This window comes from Bacteroides sp. HMSC067B03 (assembly GCF_001811315.1).
In the GTDB taxonomy this organism is placed as follows: domain Bacteria; phylum Bacteroidota; class Bacteroidia; order Bacteroidales; family Bacteroidaceae; genus Bacteroides; species Bacteroides faecis.
Genome location: NZ_KV804458.1, coordinates 68,389 through 90,629 on the forward strand (window position 1 = coordinate 68,389; position 22,241 = coordinate 90,629).

The window sequence follows — 22,241 nt, forward strand, 5'->3', positions numbered from 1 at the left end:
GCCTGTTTCGAAGGCTGAGAGTATAAAGAGTATTTTATGATGAACAGAGAGGCTGCATTGGTTGTGTTCAGTGGCGGACAAGATTCCACTACTTGCCTGTTTTGGGCGAAACGCAACTTTAAGAAAGTATATGCTTTAAGTTTCCTTTATGGTCAGAAGCATCAGAAGGAAGTGGAACTTGCCAGAGAAATAGCCCGAAAGGCGGAAGTCGAATTTGAGGTCATGGATGTGTCTTTCATTGGGACATTGGGGCATAATTCATTGACTGATACTGCCATGGTGATGGATCAGGAAAAACCGGCAGGCAGCGTACCCAACACATTTGTCCCGGGACGTAACCTGTTTTTTCTGAGTATTGCAGCAGTGTATGCCCGCGAACGTGGTATCAGTCATTTGGTCACGGGAGTTTCGCAGACCGACTTTAGCGGATATCCCGATTGCCGGGACGCATTTATCAAGTCTTTGAATGTGACGTTGAATCTGGCAATGGATGAACAATTTGTGATCCATACCCCTCTGATGTGGATTGATAAAGCGGAAACATGGGCATTGGCAGATGAACTGGGAGTGCTGGATTTGATTCGTAACGAGACTTTGACATGCTATAATGGCATTCAGGGGGATGGCTGCGGGCATTGTCCTGCCTGTACGTTACGCCGTGAGGGGCTGGAAAAGTATTTGAAAAATAAGAATCAATAATATCTCTACATAGAGACTAAAAACGTGTTTTTTTATTGTCACTTGTCACTTTTGAGGGGTAACTGATTGATTACAAATGAATAATCGGTGATAATAGATGGTGATAATAGGGTGATAATAACTAATGAATGCTTTTTTATTGTCACCTTCATTGTGACTGACAGATGCTTGCCATTGTATTATTGGCGTTCATTTCATTTCAAGATGTACAAGGGTAAAGAGTCATTGCCGGTTGTTTCAAGAAGTTTCAAGCGGTTGAAACTTTGGTTTCATACGCTTGAAACTCTAGTTTCTATTACTTGAAACCATAGTTTCATACGCTAGAAACTTTTAGTTTCAAGGCTTTGAAACTAGAGTTTCATCCTAGTGAAACACTTCATTCCTTTATAGGAAATGACTAAAAGCAACGGTCGTTTTGATAATATGAGTACCGGATGGTGAAAGATGAAAGATCGGTGATAGATTGCAATAATCAATCTTTCATCACTGAACTATCGATGGATAAGCCGTTTCAGTGAATATGGTGACAGGTGAAAGATGTTTTGCGTTTTTTTCTGTGTGTAGAGAGTTTAAAACTACATTAAACAATGGCTGAATTAAAAGACCAACTTTCCTTATTAGGAAGAAAAACGGAGTATAAACAAGACTATGCTCCTGAAGTATTGGAGGCTTTCGATAATAAGCATCCGGAAAATGATTACTGGGTACGTTTCAACTGTCCCGAATTTACGAGCCTGTGTCCCATAACCGGGCAACCGGACTTTGCAGAAATACGTATCAGCTATATCCCCGACATCAAAATGGTGGAAAGCAAGAGTTTGAAACTCTATCTGTTCAGCTTCCGTAGTCATGGTGCATTTCATGAAGACTGTGTGAACATCATCATGAAGGATCTGATAAAATTGATGAATCCCAAATATATCGAGGTTACGGGTATCTTTACTCCACGTGGCGGTATTTCGATTTATCCGTATGCCAATTATGGCCGTCCGGGAACGAAGTTCGAACAGATGGCGGAACATCGGCTGATGAATCGGGAGTGATACTTTACAGCCCTTATTTTTTTATCCAGTTTTCGATGTTAATATTGGGGATGCGGGCGAGGTGCTTTACATTTTCTGTAACCATTATTAAATTACAAGTCACTGCGGTTGCTCCGATAAGTAAATCAAAGTCATCAATCAGTTTGCCTTGTTTCTTTAGTACAGCTTTGCAATCCCCATAACATTCTAATGCTTTTTGTATAGGTATTACTGTAAAATATTTCTCTATGGCTTTTACTCCTTTTATCTTATGTTCTTTTTGTCCGCTATTTGAAGCACCAAAATATAATTCGGCTAGTGTGATGTCTGAGATAAAACAATTTTTGTTGCCTACAGCTTTAATGTGTTCGGCAACTCCGTATTGATTTTTGAGAAAATAAATACAGATATTAGTATCTAATAAATATTGCTTCATTTATAGATTAATTATATTACGGGTCGTATCTTGTCGGCGAGCCGTTTGTAATTCTTTGATTTCTTCTTCGGCAGTCAGACCGTCGTCTGCCCATGAACCACAAATTTCTTCAAATAGACGATCGTCATCCTGTTTGCTATCTGAAAAAGTCAGGGAAGCTGCTAATAGTTCGATTAAACGCCTTTTTGCTTCATTTCCTAAATTGGCTAATTTATCATTGAAGATTTCGTCAGCCGACCATGTTGTATCCATATAAATATCTCCTTTCTTTTAAAATGAAGAACATTGCAAATATAAGAAAAGTTTCTTGTGCTTCCAATAATTTGATATCTTTGCGTATAAAATAAGAAAGTGAAAAGCGATTTTAAAATGAATATTTCTATAAAGTTATGCGAGCATATCCGCGAAAGGATTATCCCACAATATGTCAACTTTGATAAGGCGCACCGGATAGATCATGTCGAAAAAGTAATCGAAGAAAGTATGAAGCTGGCTCTTCATTATGAAGTCAATTCAGCAATGGTTTATACGATTGCCGCTTACCATGATTTGGGTTTATGTGAGGGACGTGAGTTTCATCATATCGTTTCGGGGAAAATTCTGTTTGCGGATGAAACTTTGTGGCAGTGGTTTACCGATGATCAAATGTTGCAGATGAAGGAAGCGATAGAAGATCATCGTGCCTCCAATAAACAAGCTCCGCGAAGTATCTACGGGAAAATTGTTGCTGAGGCAGACCGGATTATTGATCCGGAAATAACACTGCGCCGTACCGTACAATATGGTTTGTCTCATTATCCGGAGATGGATAAAGAGCATCAGTATGAACGTTTCCGGAAACATCTTGCCGATAAATATGCAGAAGGAGGGTATCTGAAGTTGTGGATACCCCAATCTGATAATGCCGGACGGTTGGCGGAGCTGCGTCAGTTGATTACCAATGAGGAAAGAATAAGAAGGGTGTTTGATCAATTATATGAGGAAGAAAGTATATTGCCTAAAATCCGCAATCTTTAGTATGTTTTCTTTTTATTGATTCTAGTTTGGCTGCTTCTCCTGATTTTTGTCTTTTTGAGCCCCTTTTCGATATAACTATCTTACATGCTGGCAAAATTTCCCCTTTCCCCATTGTTTAAAGGTTACTCTGCGCATCTTTTCGTTTTTGCCTTTGTATGATTAAGTGGTAGTGCTCTTCTTCCAGAAAGGAAGTAAAGGGAATGGAAGTGACTTGATAAGATTTGCAAAATTCTTCATTTTCACTCCATTGCGAATTATAGGCATAAAAGTGATATTCCCATTCAGGAGAAAGAATAGCATCTAAAACTGAAATCGCTTTGTAGCACCTTGCAAAACGATAAAATTCGTGTGTGTGGCTAATGGAAAAATGTAAACAACAATGCTGATTATCAGGAAAACAGAAGTGGGTGGGGTGCAATGTGGGTTACGACTACATAATCTGCTGCATAACATATAGCAGATTTTCCGTTTATATTTTTTAAATACTATCTTTGTAAAAAGCACATAAAACAACAATCAAAAATTATCAAAATGAAAAAAATAAAATTTGTTACACTTGCTGTCCTAGTTTTGGCAGCGGCTTATTATGCCACATATACAACGTATAATACTAAACATCAATTAACGGATTTGGTGCTTCTCAATATAGAAGCCTTGGCAGTAGATGAATCAGATTATGCTGACCCTATAAGATTCAAACAGTGTTACACATTTACTAGTACAACTTTATTACCTGATTACCCCGCAGAGTATGTTACAACATGTTATGGATGTTATACAGTGAAGTCTACCACACATATTAATTCTCTGTATTGTGCAGGGTCACAAATAATCTATTAAATAAACTGATTGTAAAAATAATCTTATAATGGGAAAAAGCATTTATTTATTACTGGCTTATGCCTTGTTTAGTGCATGTACAGTACAAGTTACTGCACAAAAGCAAGTATCAGAGGAAAAAATAGAGCCATTTCCTGTAGAAAAATCCCTTCAAGCAGAGAAAATAAAAGTAAATGAAGTATTTTTCCTTGATGGTATAAAGGTAAAAAAGGGAAGTATCTTTGCTCTAGATTCAAAAAGTACTGACACTTTGTTGTATCAATATTCACTCCCAAAATTTCAATGTATTTACAAAGGAGGGAGAAAAGGAGGGGCAGAAGATGAATTCCAAATTTCTCCTACATTATGCAAGACTGTTTCTGATAAAGTCTATATTTTTGGATACACTCCATTCCTCATTAAAAGTTTTACATTGGACAGCAACAACCATCTGTCACTTGAGAAAAAATTGGAATTACCTGTTTATGACGAAATACCCAACCACATGAATGTGGTCAATGATTCTTTATTGATATACAGTACAGTTCCCAATAAGCTTGATATAGAAAAAGTCAATTTAAACACCCGGCAGATAACAGGGCGAATTTTAATTGAACAAGAAAACCACAAAGAAAATTTCTTCGATAAGAACAGAGGACATCTTGCAGCTAACGATTCTCTGATAATCTATGCTTATACCTATAAAAAACAAATAGATTTTTATAGAATAAATGACATGATACTCTGCAAAAGGCTTGTTGACGATACCGTAATCCCTCATATAGTAATGGGAAATTTCAAAGAAACAATATTTCATCAGCGTGAGTTGGTTGCGGGTAAACACTATTTCTATATAAGGTGCTTCAAAAAGGGAGGAGGGTGTTTTATAGAAGTATATGACTATTCGGGACATTCTATTGCCAGATACGAATTAGACATCCTATTATATACCTTTGACGTGGATGAAGCAAACAGAACTATATATGGTTATAATGGAGCCGTATTTGAGGATGGTTTTTTGATGTATAATTATTAGGGATATTCACTAATGATTTTCTTTCGATTTATTACAGTTCCTGCAAAATGGATAAAGTCAGGAAGACAATGGGTACTCAATATTTATTCCGACAAACCATACAAGTTACTTCGGAGTTCATAAAAATAATTGTTTGTGGGATTACTTACGCTTTTACCTGGCAGGGGAAAGGGGGGAGGTGCGACCAACTGTGTAGAAAATAAGGAAAAAGAGAGAAGATAAGTAGCTAAAAGAGACCTTAAGTGGCTAAAAAACTATTTGAATTGTTTCTAAATTAGTTGCGGATTTAAGGTATTGATATTTTGATTATTATTCAGTGTTCCATATTGTAGGATTCCGCAAACTTTCATGATAGCATCGATATTCTTCTTTAGAGGTGTTTGAGATACAGCAGATGTAAGCTAAGGCTTTTGGATCAAGGGTGCGTAATGACTTGCATATTGATACGATTTTGTCCAATCCATAATAGGAACGAATTAATTGCCAATCTTCCCATTGTCCATATTCTAATACACGTTGTATGATTTGTGCCGGACAGGTATCCATATCTGCTTTTGTTATGTCTATATCCCAAAATAAATAGAGAGATAGTTTTGATATATATTCTTCCTGTTGCGACATTATTTTATTAAAATTCTGCTTTATTCCTCTACAAAGGAAGGGTTTTATTTTAGATTTGCCAAATAGCTAAACTCTTTTAACAGGATAACAATATTCTTTATTCGTGATGATACGGCCCTCCATTCAATATTGTCATCGCCCGATAAATCTGTTCTACAAAGATCAGCCGTATCATTTGATGAGAGAAAGTCATCTTCGACATTGAGATCTTTTCGTTAGCCACCTGATACACTTTTTCCGAAAATCCGTAAGGTCCGCCGATGATAAACACCAGCCGTTTATTCACCGTATTCATTTTCCGCTTCATATATTCGGCAAATTCGAGCGAACGCATCTCTTTTCCATGTTCATCGAGCAGTACGATCACATCTCCCGGCTGCAACGCTTTCAGTATCAGTTCCCCCTCTTTTTCCTTTTGCAGGTCCATCGAAAGACTCTTTGTATTCTTCAGTTCGGGAATCACTTCCATATCAAAAGTGATAAAGCGTTTTGTACGCTGAATATAGTCATTAATCGCTGTAATATAGTGCTGTTCTACGGTTCGTCCAACGACGAGCAAAGTTGTTTTCATGCGTCTACCATTCTGATTCGTGCACAAAAATAGGCATTTTTTATGTTATTCTGCAATTAATGCTTACCTTTGCCTATCATTAGTTGAAAGTTTAATCCTTTAAACTTCAACCCAAAAGCTTGGATTTATGAAGAAACGAGTGCTTTTAGGAATGGCCGCTTTGCTTCTTTCTGTCTCATTGCTGATGGCGCAGGAGATACCGGCAGGAGTGATTACGGCCTTTAAAAGAGGAAGCTCGCAAGAGCTGAGTAAGTACATGGGAGACAAGGTAAACCTCGTTCTCCAAGGCAACTCGACGAACGTTGACAAGAAGAAAGCTACAGCTATGATGCAGGAGTTTTTCACAGAAAACAAGGTCAATGGTTTTGACGTGAATCACCAGGGAAAACGGGATGAATCCAGTTTTGTCATAGGTACGCTGACAACTACCAAAGGAAAATTCCGTGTGAACTGCTTCCTGAAGAAAGTGCAGATTCAATGTTTAATACATCAAATAAGAATTGACAAGATCAATGAATAAGGAAAAAGAACTGATCGACAAACTAATCGATCTTGCTTTCGCAGAAGATATAGGTGATGGTGACCATACCACCCTTTCTTGCATCCCAGCCACTGCGATGGGAAAATCAAAACTACTGATTAAGGAAGCCGGAGTACTGGCCGGTATCGAAGTAGCCAAAGAAATCTTCAACCGTTTCGACCCCACCATGAAAGTGGAAGTATTCATCAACGACGGAACCGAGGTGAAACCGGGAGACGTAGCAATGGTGGTAGAAGGAAAAGTGCAGTCACTGCTCCAGACCGAACGCCTGATGCTGAACGTGATGCAGCGCATGAGCGGTATCGCAACCATGACCCGCAAATATGCCAAACAGCTGGAAGGCACTCACACCCGTGTGCTGGATACCCGCAAGACAACACCGGGGATGCGTATCCTCGAAAAGATGGCTGTCAAAATCGGTGGCGGAGTCAACCATCGTATCGGCTTGTTCGATATGATCCTGCTGAAAGATAATCATGTAGACTTTGCCGGAGGTATCGATAAGGCAATCAACCGCGCCAAGGAATACTGCAAAGAAAAAGGCAAAGACCTGAAGATAGAAATTGAAGTCCGCAACTTTGATGAACTGCAGCAAGTACTCGACCTGGGTGGTGTAGACCGTATCATGTTTGATAACTTCACACCCGAAATGACGAAGAAAGCCGTTGACATGGTAGCCGGTAAATATGAAACCGAGTCTTCCGGAGGCATTACCTTCGATACACTGCGCGATTATGCCGAATGTGGTGTAGACTTTATTTCTGTAGGAGCTTTGACTCATTCGGTGAAAGGACTGGATATGAGTTTCAAGGCATGCTGATCGCACAAACGATGAATGATTAAAAATAAGCGGTGAACAGTACTGTTGCTATCGTGCTGCAGGTGTTCACCGTTTCTTTTTTGTGAATCATCGTTTCTTTAACTTCTTTTAGCAATATTCATTGCAGCATTCCTCACATTCTTGCGTCTAAAGGACAAACGGCGCAGACATACGTTCGATTAAAAAGACAATTGACATTGGAAAACGAGATAGAACTGATAAAGGGCTGTCGGGCAGGAAAGGATTCGGCCCGAAAGGAACTTTATACCCTCTATTCCAAACAAATGTTGGCGGTTTGCTTCCGCTATACGGGCGATATGGATGCGGCGCACGATGTACTGCATGACGGTTTCATCAAGATTTTTACCAACTTTTCGTTCCGGGGAGAATCCTCGCTTTGTACGTGGATTACGCGGGTGATGGTGACACAGTCACTCGACTATCTGAGACGGGAGAAACGAGTCAGTCAGTTGGTAGTGCATGAAGAGCAGCTTCCCGACATACCGGATATTTCCTCGTCGGGAGGAGGAGTAGGGATCTCCGAAGAACAATTAATGGCGTTTGTCGCCGAATTGCCGGATGGGTGCCGAACCGTTTTCAACCTTTATGTGTTTGAAGAGAAACCGCACAAGGAGATAGCCAAGATGCTTCATATTAAAGAGCACTCGTCTACTTCGCAGTTGCACCGGGCCAAGTATTTATTAGCAAAAAGAATTAAAGAGTATAGAAATCATGAAGAAAGAAAATGATGAAATAACCGATCTGTTTCGCACACGTCTCGCTGATGCCGGGATGGCTGTTCGGGACGGCTTTTGGGAAGAGCTTTCGCAGGACATCCCTGTGGCTTGCCAACATCGCCGTCGGTTGATATTCTTCCGTGTGGCAGCGGCAGCATCTGTGTTGCTGGTATTGGCTGCATCCTCGGCTACTTTCTGGTATTTCTCTCCAAAGGAGGAGATGGAGGAGGCATTTACCAAAATCGTGGTGGCAAACAGCGGAAGAATGGATGGAGATGGGGTACGTGCCAATCAATTGCCGACGGCAATGGAACCTGTATTGCCGAAACCGGCACCTAAATCATTCGGATTGTTAGCACAGTATCCGGAAGAAGGGGATTCAGTTTCCATTTCATTCTCCATGTCATTCTCCTTCTCGGCAACGACTACTACCGGGAATGGTAACCGATACGGTAACCAGGGCCACAACGGTTACTGGCAGGCGAATAATGGTAACACAGAACCAGCTGACGCGCAAGGAGAAAAATATACGGCCGATATGTCTGCTCCGGTGAAAAACGTAAAGAAACATCGCTGGGCTCTGAAAGCACAGATGGGGACCGCACTTCCGGCTGAGGACGGTACTTACAAGATGCCTGTTTCCGCGGGAGTGACTGTAGAGCGGAAACTGAACGACTATCTGGGAATAGAAACCGGATTGCTCTATTCAAACCTGCGTTCAGCCGGACAACATCTGCACTATCTGGGCATTCCGCTAAAAGCCAACGTCACTTTGATGGACACGAAGAAAGTCGATCTCTACGCTACAGTAGGCGGTGTGGCAGATAAATGCATAGCCGGTGCGCCGGACAACAGTTTTAAAGAGGAGCCTATCCAGCTGGCAGTGACTGCCGGCATCGGAATCACTTATAAGATTAATGACCGACTGGCAGTTTTTGCCGAGCCAGGTGTTTCCCATCATTTCAAGACAGATTCGAAACTGGCTACGGTACGCACGAAACGGCCAACTAACTTTAATTTACTTTGCGGACTTCGTATGACGTATTAATCCTTATGAAAATGAAAAAAACACTTATAATGCTATGGATGGCTGTTAGCCTGATGGTAGTATCCTTTGCAGGATGCACCAGCGAAGAAATGGATTATGAAAATCCCAATGTGAGCCTCTTTGTGAAACAGTTGAAGGCAGGCACATATAATATGAAGAATGAAAAAGGAGTGGTGGAAGTTCCTCACTTTACAGAAGAGGACATTCCCGAACTATTGAAATATGCGGAAGATCTGACTATTATTCCTTCTTTCCCCTCAGTCTATAATACCAATAACGGTAAAATCCGTTTAGGCGAATGTATGCTTTGGGTAATAGAGTCTATCCGTCAGGGGACAGCCCCGTCATTGGGTTGCAGAATGGTACTGGCAAATGCCGACAATTACGAAGCAATCTTTTTTCTGACCGATGACGAAGTGCTGGACGCAGCAGCCTGCTATCGCCGATGGTGGGAAGGCCGGAAATATCCGAAGACATCCTGGACAATCGATCCGTGCTATGACGAACCGCTCTGTGGCACTGGATACCGATGGTGGTAAAAAAAGAAAAAAACTTCGGGGCATAGAAACTAAAAAACATGAGGCAACGTTTATTGGTATCAGTAGTCTTCGGACTACTGACAGGGGGCGTGCCATGTCCAAAAAGAAGCGAATGCGTGCACGCACAGCAAGTGTACGTGAGGAATATAGAAAACAGAGGTGAAAAGATGAGTGAATTGATAAAACGTTTTATTACAGCTACCGTACTGTGTCTGACAGCTTTGCTGGCATATGCGCAGGAATGGACAAAGGAAGATTCCTTGCGTCTGAGGAAGTTGCTGGACAGTGACCGGGAGCTGCATTTGAATCAGGATGTGGTCAAGCAGATTGATTTTGGCAGTGCCGTAGGTACGCCCCGCATGTCGGTGGAGAAAAAATGGATGCTGCCCGACGAATCTCTTCCCGAAGCATTGCCCAAACCGAAAGTCGTGCTGAGCCTGATGCCTTATAAAGCGAACACTCCTTATAATTGGGACCCTGTTTTTCAGAAGAAAATAAGAATGGATAAGAATACATGGCGTGGAGATCCTCACTACGAAATGCGTCACCAGAGATCATACAGTAACTGGGCGCGTAACCCGATGGCAGGTGGTGTCCGTAAGTCATTGGAAGAGATACGGGCGAGTGGGGTGCGTTTCCGCCAGTTGACCGAACGGGCAAACGGAATGATGGTTAATTCGGTGGTGATGGATAGTCCGATTCCTTTGTTTGGAGGCAGCGGCGTATATATAAATGGAGGAACAATAGGCGGACTTGACCTGATGGCGGTTTTCACCAAAAACTTCTGGGATAAAAAAGGAAAAGAGCGTCGGGAACGTACGCTGGAAGTGTTGAGAGCTTATGGAGATTCGACAACTGTATTGATAAACCGTCCCATTGAACAGATTGCCCGTTGAAATTGTTTTATTAAATGTGGACATGTGTCATGTTCCATATTAGCGAATTAACACATTGAAAAACGATTCATTTATGAACAGAATTACTTCTCTTTTCGGTATTCAGTATCCTATTATTCAAGGTGGTATGGTGTGGTGCAGCGGTTGGCGTCTGGCTTCCGCGGTAAGTAATGCGGGAGGATTGGGACTGCTTGGCGCAGGATCTATGCATCCGGAAACTCTTCGCGAACATATTCGTAAGTGTCGTGCGGCTACAGACCGTCCTTTTGGCGTAAACATTCCTTTGATGTATCCCCAGATAGAAGAGATTATGGCGATTGTGGCGGAAGAAGGCGTCAAGATCGTTTTTACTTCTGCCGGAAACCCTAAGGCATGGACCGGATGGTTGCACGAACGTGGAATTATCGTGGCTCATGTCGTTTCCTCTTCCCGTTTTGCGGTGAAGTGTGAAGAGGCAGGAGTGGATGCGGTAGTTGCTGAAGGTTTCGAAGCCGGCGGACATAACGGACGTGAAGAAACGACCACTTTCTGTCTGATTCCTGCGGTACGCAATGCGACCACTTTGCCTTTGATCGCTGCGGGAGGCGTCGGTACGGGAGAAGGTATATTAGCTGCAATGGTGCTGGGAGCGGAAGGAGTACAAATCGGTACTCGTTTTGCACTGACAGACGAGAGTTCTGCAAGTCCGGTCTTTAAAGAATACTGTCTGAGCCTGGGAGAAGGAGATACTAAATTATTACTGAAGAAACTGGCTCCGACACGTCTCGTAAGGAATAATTTCCGGGATGCTGTGGAGAAAGCTGAAGATAGTGGGGCTTCTGCCGAAGAGTTGCGGACTTTGCTTGGGAGAGGCCGTGCGAAGAAAGGAATATTTGAAGGGGATCTGGAAGAAGGTGAACTGGAGATAGGGCAGGTGTCGGCTATTGTTTCCCGTCAGCAATCAGTAGCGGAAGTCATGAATGAATTGGTGGAGGCTATGCAGCGGGCAGCGGAAAAGAAATATGTATAGAAAAAGAAGTTCTGAAGCAGTCGGGTTTGGAAAAACTTAACTACTTCAGAACTAAACTACTTCAGAAAGTTGGCTGCTTAATCAGTTTATAGGTTCATATTTTAGATCGAATACATCCGCTACTGCTTTATATACCACTTTTCCTTCCACTACATTCAGTCCGAGTGCTAGTGCCGGGTCGTCTTTACAAGCTTTTTTCCATCCTTTATTTGCTAAAGCAATGACATAAGGGAGAGTAGCATTGGTCAAAGCCAGTGTAGAAGTATAAGGTACCGCTCCCGGAATATTGGCTACGGCGTAATGAACGATACCGTCTATCACATAAGTAGGCGCACTGTGAGTCGTAGGATGAGACGTTTCGAAACATCCTCCCTGATCTATTGCTACATCCACGAGTACCGTACCGGGCTGCATCATCGCAAGCATCTTTCTGGTTATCAGATGAGGTGCTTTATCCCCCGGAATCAGCACGGAACCGATGACCAGATCAACATCCGGCAATTCCTTCTTTATCCTTAATTCGGATGCGTACAGTGTCTTGACATTTTTCGGTAATGTCTCGCTGAGATAGCGGAGGCGTGACAGATTAATATCTGCAACTGTAACATCCGCACCCATCCCCGCAGCCATCTGCGCTGCATTACTTCCGACAATACCACCTCCGAGAATCAATACTTTGGCAGGCTTCACACCGGGGACTCCTCCCAGAAGGATACCTTTTCCTCCTTGCGGCTTTTCCAAAAAGCGTGCTCCTTCCTGAATGGACATGCGTCCGGCTACCTCACTCATAGGGATAAGCAGAGGTAATGAATGGTCCGCTTTTTCTACAGTCTCATATGCAAGGCAGATGGACTTGTTGGCAATCATGGCCAGCGTCAGTTCCTTATCGGATGCAAAGTGGAAATAAGTGAACAATAACTGCCCCTTTCTGATCAGATTGTATTCGGGGGCGATAGGTTCTTTTACCTTTACAATCATATCTGCCGTGGCATAGACATCTTCTATTGTCGGAAGCACTTGTGCACCGGCAGACAGATACGCTTCATCCGGAAAACCACTATTGATACCCGCGGTATGCTGGATATATACTTGGTGACCTTGCTTCACCACCTCGGCAACTCCGGAAGGCGTCATACCTACCCGATTCTCGTTGTTCTTGATTTCTTTGGGTACTCCGATGATCATATTGCTATATATTAAGAGTTTAACATGGTCCAATGTACGAATAATCCCTTTAGGTTGTTATTCATCAACAGATGTTTTAGAGCAGAATGTCGTTTGAAAACATTTCTTAGCTTATCATTTCTCCCGGATATTTCGTAATCTAGTTGGAATAATGTACATTTGCGGAAGTAAAAAAGTGAAGAAGATAATGAAAAGATATATTGCTGCTTTCTTGTTGGCTTGTTGCGTGGAGGGGTATGCACAGGAAACAAAGCAGACTGCTTTTGTGCCACCTTTTGACTTTCCCCTTACATTGAGTGGAAACTTCGGAGAAATTCGTTCCAATCACTTTCATGGCGGATTAGATTTTAAGACGGGAGGAACGATCGGCAAACCGGTTCGGGCGCTTGCTGACGGGTATATTTCTCGTGTACGTGTCACCAACGGTTCGGGCTATGTGCTTGATGTTTGCTACGACAACGGCTATTCTACTATCAATCGCCATCTGAGCGCTTTTCTTTCTCCCATTGCCGAAAGGGTAGAGAAACTTCAATATGAAAATGAGAACTGGGAGGTGGAGATTATTCCCGAACCCGGTGAATATCCGGTGAAGGCGGGACAGAAGATTGCCTTAAGTGGAAATACCGGATATTCATTCGGTCCGCATCTCCATCTGGATGTGTTCGAAACAGAGACGGGAGATTATATCGATCCGATGCCTTTCTTTAAAAAGAATCTCAAAGATACCCGTGCGCCGAAAGCGGATGGCATCATGCTTTTTCCTCAACCGGGGAAAGGAGTGGTCGGCGGAAGTCAGGAGAATAAAACAATTCTTCCAAATACTGAACGGCCCGTGGAAGCGTGGGGAATCATCGGTGCGGGCATCAAGGCGTATGACTATATGGACGGGGTAAGCAATCATTATGGAGTATATTCTGTAGTGCTTGAGGTGGATGGAACCGAAGTATTCCGAAGTACGGTAGACCGTTTTTCGCAGGAAGAAAACCGAATGATAAACTCTTGGACGCATGGCCAGTACATGAAATCGTTTATCGACCCGGGAAATACGTTGCGGCTGTTGAAGGCGTCGAACAATAATCGGGGCCTGATTACGATTGATGAAGAACGGGATTATCAGTTTCAGTATACTTTGAAGGATGCCTTTGGCAATACTTCCCGCTATCACTTTACGGTACGTGGCAAGAAACAGCCGGTTGAACCGTTAAATCATCGGGAGAAGTATTACTTTGCCTGGGATAAGACAAATTATCTGCAGGAACCGGGATTGAGTCTCGTTGTTCCGAAAGGAATGCTATATGACAATGTGCCTCTTCAATATCAGGTGAAAGCAGATAGTGGGGCTGTCGCATTTACTTATCAGCTGAATGATAAGCCGGTTTCACTGCACGCAGGCTGTGAATTGCGAATCGGACTGCGGCGTAAGCCAGTGGCGGATACTACGAAATATTATGTGGCACGCGTGACTCCGAAAGGGACTAAATACAGTGTAGAAGGAACATACGAAGATGGATTTATGAAAGCATCTATTCGTGAACTGGGAACTTATACGGTGGCTGTAGATACGGTTCCTCCGGAAATCATACCTGTTAATAAGAATCTGTGGGGGCGAAACGGGAAGATCGTCTATCGACTGAAAGATGAAGGAACGGGGATTGCTTCCTATCATGGAACGATTGACGGTGAATATGCACTTTTCGGACGTCCTAATATTGTTAAGTCCTATTGGGAATGTGTACTCGACCCGAAGCATGTGAAGAAAGGCGGTAAGCATATCGTAGAAATGACCGTTACGGATGCTTGTGGAAATCAGACCGTTTCGAAAGAGACTTTTGTTTGGTAAACTAATAAAATGTATCATATATGAAGAAAATCATTCTATCTGCTGTCCTCTCCTTGGCGGCTCTTGCGAATTCTTTCGCTTGTACGAACCTGATTGTCGGCAAAAATGCCTCTACCGACGGTTCGACTATTGTTTCTTATTCAGCCGACTCGTATGGGCTGTTCGGTGAGCTTTATCATTATCCGGCTGCTACTTATCCCAAAGGGACCATGCTGAAAGTCTATGAATGGGATACAGGTAAGTATCTGGGAGAAATCGAGCAGGCACGCCAGACTTATAATGTGACGGGCAATATGAATGAATTTCAGGTAACCATTGGCGAAACAACCTTCGGCGGACGTCCGGAACTGGCGGATTCTACCGGAATCATCGATTATGGAAGTCTGATCTATATAGGATTGCAGCGCTCACGCTCTGCACGTGAGGCAATCCGCATCATGACCGACTTGGTGCAGCAATATGGCTATTATAGCGAAGGTGAATCCTTTACGATTGCCGACCCGAATGAAATCTGGATTATGGAAATGATCGGTAAGGGACCGGGCATCCGCGGGGCTGTCTGGGTGGCTGTACGTGTGCCGGATGACTGTATCTCGGCTCATGCCAATCAGTCGCGTATCCACCAGTTTGACATGAACGACAAGGAAAACTGTATCACTTCTCCGGATGTGATTTCCTTTGCCCGTGAGAAAGGATACTTCAATGGCGTGAATAAGGATTTCAGCTTTGCGGAGGCTTATGCACCGCTTGATTTCGGTGCACGCCGTTTCTGCGAAGCACGTGTGTGGAGCTATTTCAATAAATTTACTGATCATGGCAATGACTATCTTCCTTATATTGAAGGAAAGACGGACACTCCGATGCCTCTTTTCGTGAAGCCGAACCGCAAACTTTCCGTACAGGATGTGAAAGATATGATGCGTGACCATTATGAAGGAACACCGCTTGATATTTCCAATGACTTCGGTGCCGGTCCTTATAAAACTCCGTATCGCCTTTCTCCGCTGAATTTTAAAGTAGGAGACAAGGAATATTTCAACGAGCGCCCGATTTCGACTCAACAAAGTGGCTTTGTATTTGTTGCACAAATGCGTGCCAACAAGCCGGACCCTATAGGCGGTGTTCTTTGGTTTGGAGTGGATGATGCGAATATGGCGGTATTTACTCCTGTATATTGCTGTGCCACGAAAGCTCCGGTGTGCTATACGCGAGTGGACGGAGCAGATTATATCACTTTCTCCTGGAATTCCGCTTTCTGGATTTTCAACTGGGTGTCTAATATGGTCTATCCGCGTTATGATCTGATGATTGGTGACGTGCGTGCAGCTCAGAAAGAGATGGAGACAACCTTTAACAATGCGCAGGAAGGCATTGAAGAAATGGCTGCCAAGTTGCTGGCAAAAGATAAGAATGCTGCAATCGCTTTCCTGACTAACTATACCAATATGACTGCTCAAAGTACCTTCGATACCTGGAAGCAGCTGGGTACTTTCCTGATTGTGAAATACAATGATGGAGTAGTGAAACGTATGAAGGACGGACAGTTTGAACGGAATTCTATCGGGCAGCCTGTCGGAGTCATTCGTCCCGGATACCCGAAAGAATTTCTGGAGGAATATGTGAAGCAGACCGGAGACAGGTACTTGGTGAAATGATGAATGAAGAATGAAGAATTGGCTGGCGCAGTATATCTCAAAAACATTAATTCTTCATTCTTCATTCTTAATTCTTCATTAAATAACTAGGATTTATAAACTTATTATTTTACATTTGTGTGCTCAAGACTTGGCATATAATCAAGGATTGACAGAGAACAAGGAAATAATCATTAACCAATAAACAATAATCGAAATGGAAAATCAGGAACTCATTAAGCAGGTCACTGAGAAAGCCGAAAAATGGCTGACCCCGGCGTATGATGCCGAAACTCAGGCTGAAGTGAAACGGATGTTGGAGAACGAAGATAAAACTGAACTGATCGAAGCATTCTATAAGGATCTTGAATTTGGAACCGGTGGTCTGCGTGGTATTATGGGAGTAGGTAGCAACCGTATGAACATCTACACAGTAGGTGCGGCTACACAAGGTCTTTCCAACTATCTGAAGAAGAACTTCAAAGATCTGCCGCAGATTTCTGTGGTGGTAGGGCATGACTGCCGTAACAACAGTCGTCTGTTTGCAGAAACTTCTGCCAACATCTTCTCTGCTAATGGCATTAAGGTATATCTGTTTGATGATATGCGTCCGACTCCGGAAATGTCTTTCGCTATCCGCCACCTTGGCTGTCAGAGCGGTATTATCCTGACTGCTTCTCACAATCCGAAAGAATACAATGGTTACAAAGCATACTGGGATGATGGTGCACAAGTATTGGCACCGCATGATGCAGGTATCATTGATGAAGTGAATAATATTGCTTCTGCTGCTGATATCAAGTTCCAGGGCAACCCGGATCTGATTCAGATCATCGGTGAAGATATCGATAAGATTTACCTCGATATGGTGAAGACTGTCTCTATCGATCCCGAAGCTATCGCCCGTCATAAAGATATGAAGATCGTTTATACTCCGATTCACGGCACAGGTATGATGCTGATTCCGCGTGCATTGAAGATGTGGGGATTTGAAAACGTATTTACTGTTCCCGAACAGATGATCAAGGATGGTAACTTCCCGACTGTAGTATCTCCAAACCCTGAAAATGCGGAAGCACTTTCTATGGCCGTGAATCTGGCTAAGGAAATTGATGCTGAACTTGTTATGGCTTCCGATCCGGATGCTGACCGTGTAGGTATCGCTTGTAAGGATGACAAGGGCGAATGGGTACTGATTAACGGTAACCAGACTTGTATGATGTACCTTTACTATATTCTGACTCAATACAAGCAACTGGGTAAGATTCAGGGTAATGAGTTCTGTGTGAAGACTATCGTTACTACCGAACTTATCAAGAAGATTGCTGATAAGAACAACATTGAGATGCTTGACTGCTATACCGGATTCAAGTGGATCGCACGTGAAATCCGTCTGCGTGAAGGCAAAAAGAAATATATCGGTGGCGGTGAAGAGAGCTACGGATTCCTGGCTGAAGATTTCGTACGTGATAAAGATGCCGTATCGGCTTGCTGTCTGATTGCAGAAGTAGCTGCATGGGCAAAAGATAACGGTAAGTCGTTGTATCAGTTGCTGCTGGATATCTATGTAGAATATGGATTCTCAAAAGAATTCACAGTGAACGTAGTGAAACCGGGTAAGAGCGGTGCTGAGGAGATCAAGGCTATGATGGAAAACTTCCGTGCTAATCCTCCGAAAGAACTGGGTGGTTCCAGAGTGATTCTGAGCAAAGACTACAAGACACTGAAGCAGACAGATGCTGAAGGTAAGGTGACTGCTCTTGATATGCCGGAAACATCTAATGTACTCCAGTATTTCACAGAAGACGGAAGCAAAGTTTCCGTTCGTCCGTCAGGAACAGAACCGAAGATCAAGTTCTATATGGAAGTACAGGGAGAAATGGGCTGCCGCAACTGTTTCGCATCTGCTGATGCTGCCGCAATGGAAAAGATTGAAGCAGTGAAGAAATCATTGGGTATCTGATCCTCTGTCGCATTACTGATATTTCAGAATAAAACAGATCATCAATAAATAACGCCTCCATAGTCTTATGTGAAGATTATGGAGGCGTTTCTTTTTATGGATATTCTGTAGATTGTTTCTTTCTTTTTCGATTGTCTGTATCCGGCTTCTCATCGGTCTTTCATTTCCTTTGCATTCTTTAAGTTCCCTTTCTAATCCTTCTTACAGAAATCTTGTTCTATGTAAATCATCTCAATTTAAACATGCAGGCTGCGGAGATACACGATTTTGTTGATGCTTTAGAGTGATACGTAACGTTTCATTTTCATAAGTTGTTCGTTTGTAGTTTGTGTGTACTTCGTGGCCTGCTTTCTTTACAGATAACATCGCCTATAGTAGGACTTTTAGTCTTAAATCCGTGCATCTGAATTTATATGTATCTCAAAAGTTAGGAAGTTTCGTTATTTTGCGCTTCTTTTGCTGCGAAAAGAATTCGTTATAGAAGTTCTATTTGTTTTGGTTGACAAAAAAGGAGCAACAGCCCTAAAAAGAGTGCAAACACACATTGTAAGTCTGAAAAACTTGCTATATTTGCAACGCTATCGTTTATATAGCAGACATTTTAAACACATGGAAAGTGTTTAGCTTTGTTCTCAGAGATAAAATCTGGTAAATTTTTCGCAGGAGAATAAGCTGTACTCTTCACGTCATTGTTATATGCAATAAGTATATAGTCAAAGGCGTGGGCTGTTGCTTATTTTACTGCATGGGTTTACCAGAGCCTATCTCTTAAAATCAGCTGATAGTCCCACGCTTTCTTTTTTATACACATACATGACAATAGTGATGGATAACTTTATTATTACCTATAGAAATGTCTTCTTCCTGCTACTTATACTCATAGGTAGTTTTTGGATGCTTGCCTGTCATCAGGTAACTTCGGAAAGAAGATCCGTTATACAACGGGAGACTATCGATAGTCTTATAAAAACTTCTCCATCCATGGACTCCTTGATTATATGGCTTGAGCATTATCAATATATAAAAAACAAATCGGGAATGATTCTCACATGTAAAGAACTGGGGAAGCGTTACAGGGAGACTGCCCATTTTGATAAGGCGATTGATTATCATCGCAAAGGATTGATGTATGCTATGCAGCTGCAAGATACAGTTGAAATAATTCAGGCTTTGAATAATTTAGGCACTAATTTCCGCCGGCTGGGTATCATGGACGAGGCGTCTTCTTACCATTATCAGGCATTGATGCTTTGTGAACGATCTTCTAATAAGACTACTTTCATAGCCAAGAAGAATCGTGTGATGTCTTTGAGCGGCATTGGTAATGTTTACCTGACATTGGATAATTTGGATGCTGCCGACAGTATTTTTCGTGTGACACTTGCCGGGGAACAGGAATTGCACAGCGATTTAGGTCAAGCTATGAATTATGCAAATTTAGGATCGGTATTCGAGACACGGGGAATGATTGATTCGGCATTGGTGTATTATCAACTTTCTATGGAACATAATCGTAAAGCCCATTCCGATTTGGGTATTTCGTTATGTCATAATCACTTTGGAAGATTGTTTGCGCTAGAAGGGAAATGGAACGATGCTCTTCGGGAGTATCGGAATGCTTATGATCTGATGGAAAAAACAGGAGATGACTGGCACTGGCTCGAAGCGTGTCTTTCATTGGTTCGTGTTAATATCTCGAAAGGGAATATTCGCGTTGCAAAAGTTTACTTGGATAAGGCTCAACGAACTGCTGATGCCATTCATGCTTGGGAACATCTCAGCGAGGTGTATCGCTTGAGGTATCTTTGTTATGAAAAGGCAGGTGATTGTAGGCAAGCACTCGACTCTTATATACGAAGTCGCGCTTATGCCGATAGCGTAAAGAATGTGGATAATGTGAATCATATTCAGAACCTGAGGGTCAATTATGAAAGGGAAAGGAGTCTGCGCGAGATGACTTTATTGCGTGGCACCTATGAGATGCAACAACGCACTAAAAATATATATCTGTTAGTCAGCCTGTTTGCGCTGTTACTTGTAGGAGCGGCGGCAGGACTTTTGTGGTATGTATCGCGGATGAAGTCTCGTCATAACCGTGCCATGAAACAGATGGAGAAGGTGAGAAGTAACTTTTTTACGAATGTAACACATGAGTTTCGTACACCGCTGACGGTGATATTGGGACTGTTGGAACAATTACAGAAGGGTGGTATGAACAGGGAAGAACTGCAAAAGAGTATTGAAACGATCAGCCGGCAAGGACAGAGTCTGTTGGATCTGGTCAATCAGTTGCTGGAAGTCTCAAAAGTCAGATCGGAGGTCGGAGAGCCGGAGTGGCGCACAGGGGATGTAGTTGCCTATATTCGAATGCTCATAGAGAACTACCAGGTATATGCGCAGCAAAAACGGGTAGACCTTCGTTTTATTCCGGAAGAGATGAGCATCATGATGGACTTTGTACCCGAATACCTTTGCAAGATTATTCGTAATTTATTGTCAAATGCTCTTAAATTTACTCCTAAGGAAGGACGAGTATCACTGTTGATGTCACGAAATAAAGATAAACTGATGATTTACGTCGTAGATACGGGAGTAGGTATAGATGCGGGAGATCTGCCTCACATATTTGATACCTTTTATCAGGGAGAGAATAATGGTGGTTCCGATACCGGGTCAGGCATCGGATTATCATTGGTAAAGCAAATGACGGAGTGTATGTATGGTCATATAAAAGTGGAGAGTCGATTGGGAGAAGGAACCAAATTTATGATCACTTTGCCATTGCAGCATGGAAATTCTTTGTGGGAGAAATACTTGCCTGACGAAAAGTCTGACTTTTTCCAGCCCTTATCGGTCAACGGTGGAGGAGTGATGCTTGCTGAGGATTATGATGTAGAGAGAGCCGGTGAAAACAGAGAAATAAATGACTCCATGCACTCTTCTATATTAATAGTAGAAGACAATGAAGACGTGTCTTATTATATTGATCAATTATTGAAGAAAGACTATCATTTACTGTATGCCCGCAATGGTAATGAAGGATTGGAGAAAGCAAAAGAGTATATGCCCGATTTGATTCTTACGGATTTGATGATGCTTGAGATGGACGGTTATGAGCTTTGCCGTGAGATTCGCCATTCGGATATATTGAACCATATACCTATTATCATCATAACGGCGAAGAGTGAGGAAGAAGATCGGGTGCGTGGATTGGATACGGGTGCTGATGCTTTCCTGCAAAAACCTTTCAATGCCGACGAATTGAAAGTTCGCATAGTCAAACTGTTGGAGCAACGGCGTCTGCTGCGCGAGAAATATTCTCATGCTTTGCATGAAGGTACCGATCAGGCTGTCGAGCTGTCGGTAGCTGACCAAGAGTTTTTAACTCGTCTGAATGACTTGATTTACTCTTTGATGGGACATCATAATCTGAATTCGGACCTCTTGGCGAACAAAATGTGTATGAGCCTGTCGCAATTGAATCGCAAGGTGAAAGCGATTACCGGTTTCAGCAGTTCCGGTTATATCCTCCAGATGCGGATGGATAAAGCGAAGCGCCTGCTTGCTTCTACCAATACTCCGGTGGGTGATATTGCAATGAAATGTGGCTTTCCTGAAATCTCCTATTTCTCACGGATGTTTAAGCAGACTTTTCAGATGACACCTTCGCAATATCGTAAGAAAATTCTGTAATCTTTCCGTTCATTTTAGATCCTATGCCCCGGTTTTATACCTTCCGACCGGTTTTACTTGATATAATATTGTAAATAGTTTTTGTTTGTCCGATTTGTGGCTGAAATCTGTTTAT

At 42.5% G+C, this 22,241-nt stretch carries 21 protein-coding genes; 16 read left to right on the forward strand and 5 right to left on the reverse strand.

Annotated elements, in window-relative coordinates; translation table 11 throughout:
• Window positions 1-39: 39 nt before the first annotated feature.
• Window positions 40-699, forward strand: coding sequence for a 7-cyano-7-deazaguanine synthase QueC (gene queC, locus HMPREF2794_RS23080; RefSeq protein ID WP_010538822.1), 660 nt, complete (start codon window positions 40-42; stop codon window positions 697-699).
• 587 nt (window positions 700-1,286) lie between these two features.
• Window positions 1,287-1,742, forward strand: coding sequence for a preQ(1) synthase (queF, locus tag HMPREF2794_RS23085; RefSeq protein WP_008767949.1), 456 nt, complete (start codon window positions 1,287-1,289; stop codon window positions 1,740-1,742).
• A gap of 13 nt (window positions 1,743-1,755) precedes the next feature.
• Here queF and HMPREF2794_RS23090 read toward each other — a convergent pair whose 3' ends face one another.
• On the reverse strand, window positions 1,756-2,157 hold the full coding sequence (locus HMPREF2794_RS23090) for a type II toxin-antitoxin system VapC family toxin (RefSeq protein ID WP_010538821.1): 402 nt from the start codon (window positions 2,155-2,157) through the stop codon (window positions 1,756-1,758).
• Window positions 2,158-2,409 (reverse strand): hypothetical protein, encoded by a 252-nt coding sequence (locus tag HMPREF2794_RS23095; protein ID WP_010538820.1) that lies wholly within the window; start codon window positions 2,407-2,409, stop codon window positions 2,158-2,160.
• 117 nt (window positions 2,410-2,526) lie between these two features.
• Here HMPREF2794_RS23095 and HMPREF2794_RS23100 point away from each other — a divergent pair, with 117 nt between their 5' ends.
• The 3 genes from HMPREF2794_RS23100 (at window position 2,527) to HMPREF2794_RS23110 (ending at window position 5,029) form a co-directional block, all read left to right on the forward strand.
• Window positions 2,527-3,174 (forward strand): HD domain-containing protein, encoded by a 648-nt coding sequence (locus HMPREF2794_RS23100; RefSeq protein ID WP_010538819.1) that lies wholly within the window; start codon window positions 2,527-2,529, stop codon window positions 3,172-3,174.
• Between the two features lie 531 nt (window positions 3,175-3,705).
• Window positions 3,706-4,014, forward strand: coding sequence for an NVEALA domain-containing protein (locus HMPREF2794_RS23105; protein WP_070752824.1), 309 nt, complete (start codon window positions 3,706-3,708; stop codon window positions 4,012-4,014).
• A 28-nt stretch (window positions 4,015-4,042) separates the two neighbouring features.
• Window positions 4,043-5,029: a TolB-like 6-bladed beta-propeller domain-containing protein gene (locus HMPREF2794_RS23110; RefSeq protein WP_022301926.1), complete on the forward strand. Its 987-nt coding sequence runs from the start codon at window positions 4,043-4,045 to the stop codon at window positions 5,027-5,029.
• A gap of 309 nt (window positions 5,030-5,338) precedes the next feature.
• Here HMPREF2794_RS23110 and HMPREF2794_RS23115 read toward each other — a convergent pair whose 3' ends face one another.
• Window positions 5,339-5,650 carry a DUF6922 domain-containing protein gene (locus HMPREF2794_RS23115; protein ID WP_010538816.1) on the reverse strand — a complete coding sequence of 104 codons (312 nt, stop codon included), beginning with the start codon at window positions 5,648-5,650 and terminating at the stop codon, window positions 5,339-5,341.
• Window positions 5,651-5,747: 97 nt separating this feature from the next.
• A complete protein-coding gene (gene rlmH / locus HMPREF2794_RS23120) occupies window positions 5,748-6,221 on the reverse strand; it encodes a 23S rRNA (pseudouridine(1915)-N(3))-methyltransferase RlmH (RefSeq protein WP_010538815.1) in 474 nt (157 codons plus the stop codon).
• 127 nt (window positions 6,222-6,348) lie between these two features.
• On the opposite strand from rlmH, the gene HMPREF2794_RS23125 reads away from it, so the two are divergent.
• The 7 genes from HMPREF2794_RS23125 to HMPREF2794_RS23155 all read left to right on the forward strand — a co-directional run bounded on the left by HMPREF2794_RS23125 (window position 6,349) and on the right by HMPREF2794_RS23155 (window position 11,811).
• The gene (locus HMPREF2794_RS23125) at window positions 6,349-6,741 is read left to right on the forward strand and encodes a DUF4783 domain-containing protein (RefSeq protein WP_070752826.1); all 393 of its coding nucleotides are present in this window, start codon (window positions 6,349-6,351) and stop codon (window positions 6,739-6,741) included.
• A complete protein-coding gene (nadC, locus tag HMPREF2794_RS23130; protein WP_010538813.1) occupies window positions 6,734-7,582 on the forward strand; it encodes a carboxylating nicotinate-nucleotide diphosphorylase in 849 nt (282 codons plus the stop codon). Before HMPREF2794_RS23125 ends, nadC begins: the two co-directional genes overlap by 8 nt.
• A gap of 197 nt (window positions 7,583-7,779) precedes the next feature.
• Window positions 7,780-8,331: an RNA polymerase sigma factor gene (locus HMPREF2794_RS23135; protein ID WP_022301930.1), complete on the forward strand. Its 552-nt coding sequence runs from the start codon at window positions 7,780-7,782 to the stop codon at window positions 8,329-8,331.
• Complete coding sequence (locus HMPREF2794_RS23140) at window positions 8,315-9,367, forward strand: porin family protein (RefSeq protein WP_010538811.1); 1,053 nt, start codon at window positions 8,315-8,317, stop codon at window positions 9,365-9,367. The genes HMPREF2794_RS23135 and HMPREF2794_RS23140 overlap by 17 nt, the downstream gene beginning before the upstream one ends.
• A gap of 11 nt (window positions 9,368-9,378) precedes the next feature.
• A complete protein-coding gene (locus tag HMPREF2794_RS23145; RefSeq protein WP_022301931.1) occupies window positions 9,379-9,906 on the forward strand; it encodes a DUF4943 family protein in 528 nt (175 codons plus the stop codon).
• A 167-nt stretch (window positions 9,907-10,073) separates the two neighbouring features.
• On the forward strand, window positions 10,074-10,802 hold the full coding sequence (locus tag HMPREF2794_RS23150) for a DUF4858 domain-containing protein (RefSeq protein WP_010538809.1): 729 nt from the start codon (window positions 10,074-10,076) through the stop codon (window positions 10,800-10,802).
• 73 nt (window positions 10,803-10,875) lie between these two features.
• Window positions 10,876-11,811, forward strand: a complete 936-nt coding sequence (locus tag HMPREF2794_RS23155; RefSeq protein WP_010538808.1) for an NAD(P)H-dependent flavin oxidoreductase — start codon at window positions 10,876-10,878, stop codon at window positions 11,809-11,811.
• Window positions 11,812-11,892: 81 nt separating this feature from the next.
• Here HMPREF2794_RS23155 and ald read toward each other — a convergent pair whose 3' ends face one another.
• Window positions 11,893-12,996 (reverse strand): alanine dehydrogenase, encoded by a 1,104-nt coding sequence (gene ald, locus HMPREF2794_RS23160; protein ID WP_010538807.1) that lies wholly within the window; start codon window positions 12,994-12,996, stop codon window positions 11,893-11,895.
• A 187-nt stretch (window positions 12,997-13,183) separates the two neighbouring features.
• On the opposite strand from ald, the gene HMPREF2794_RS23165 reads away from it, so the two are divergent.
• The 4 genes from HMPREF2794_RS23165 (at window position 13,184) to HMPREF2794_RS23180 (ending at window position 22,126) form a co-directional block, all read left to right on the forward strand.
• The gene (locus HMPREF2794_RS23165; RefSeq protein ID WP_070752827.1) at window positions 13,184-14,836 is read left to right on the forward strand and encodes a M23 family metallopeptidase; all 1,653 of its coding nucleotides are present in this window, start codon (window positions 13,184-13,186) and stop codon (window positions 14,834-14,836) included.
• Between the two features lie 20 nt (window positions 14,837-14,856).
• On the forward strand, window positions 14,857-16,491 hold the full coding sequence (locus HMPREF2794_RS23170; protein ID WP_070752829.1) for a C69 family dipeptidase: 1,635 nt from the start codon (window positions 14,857-14,859) through the stop codon (window positions 16,489-16,491).
• A 196-nt stretch (window positions 16,492-16,687) separates the two neighbouring features.
• A complete protein-coding gene (locus HMPREF2794_RS23175; RefSeq protein WP_070752831.1) occupies window positions 16,688-18,433 on the forward strand; it encodes a phospho-sugar mutase in 1,746 nt (581 codons plus the stop codon).
• 1,038 nt (window positions 18,434-19,471) lie between these two features.
• Complete coding sequence (locus HMPREF2794_RS23180) at window positions 19,472-22,126, forward strand: hybrid sensor histidine kinase/response regulator transcription factor (RefSeq protein ID WP_240053008.1); 2,655 nt, start codon at window positions 19,472-19,474, stop codon at window positions 22,124-22,126.
• Window positions 22,127-22,241: the final 115 nt, after the last annotated feature.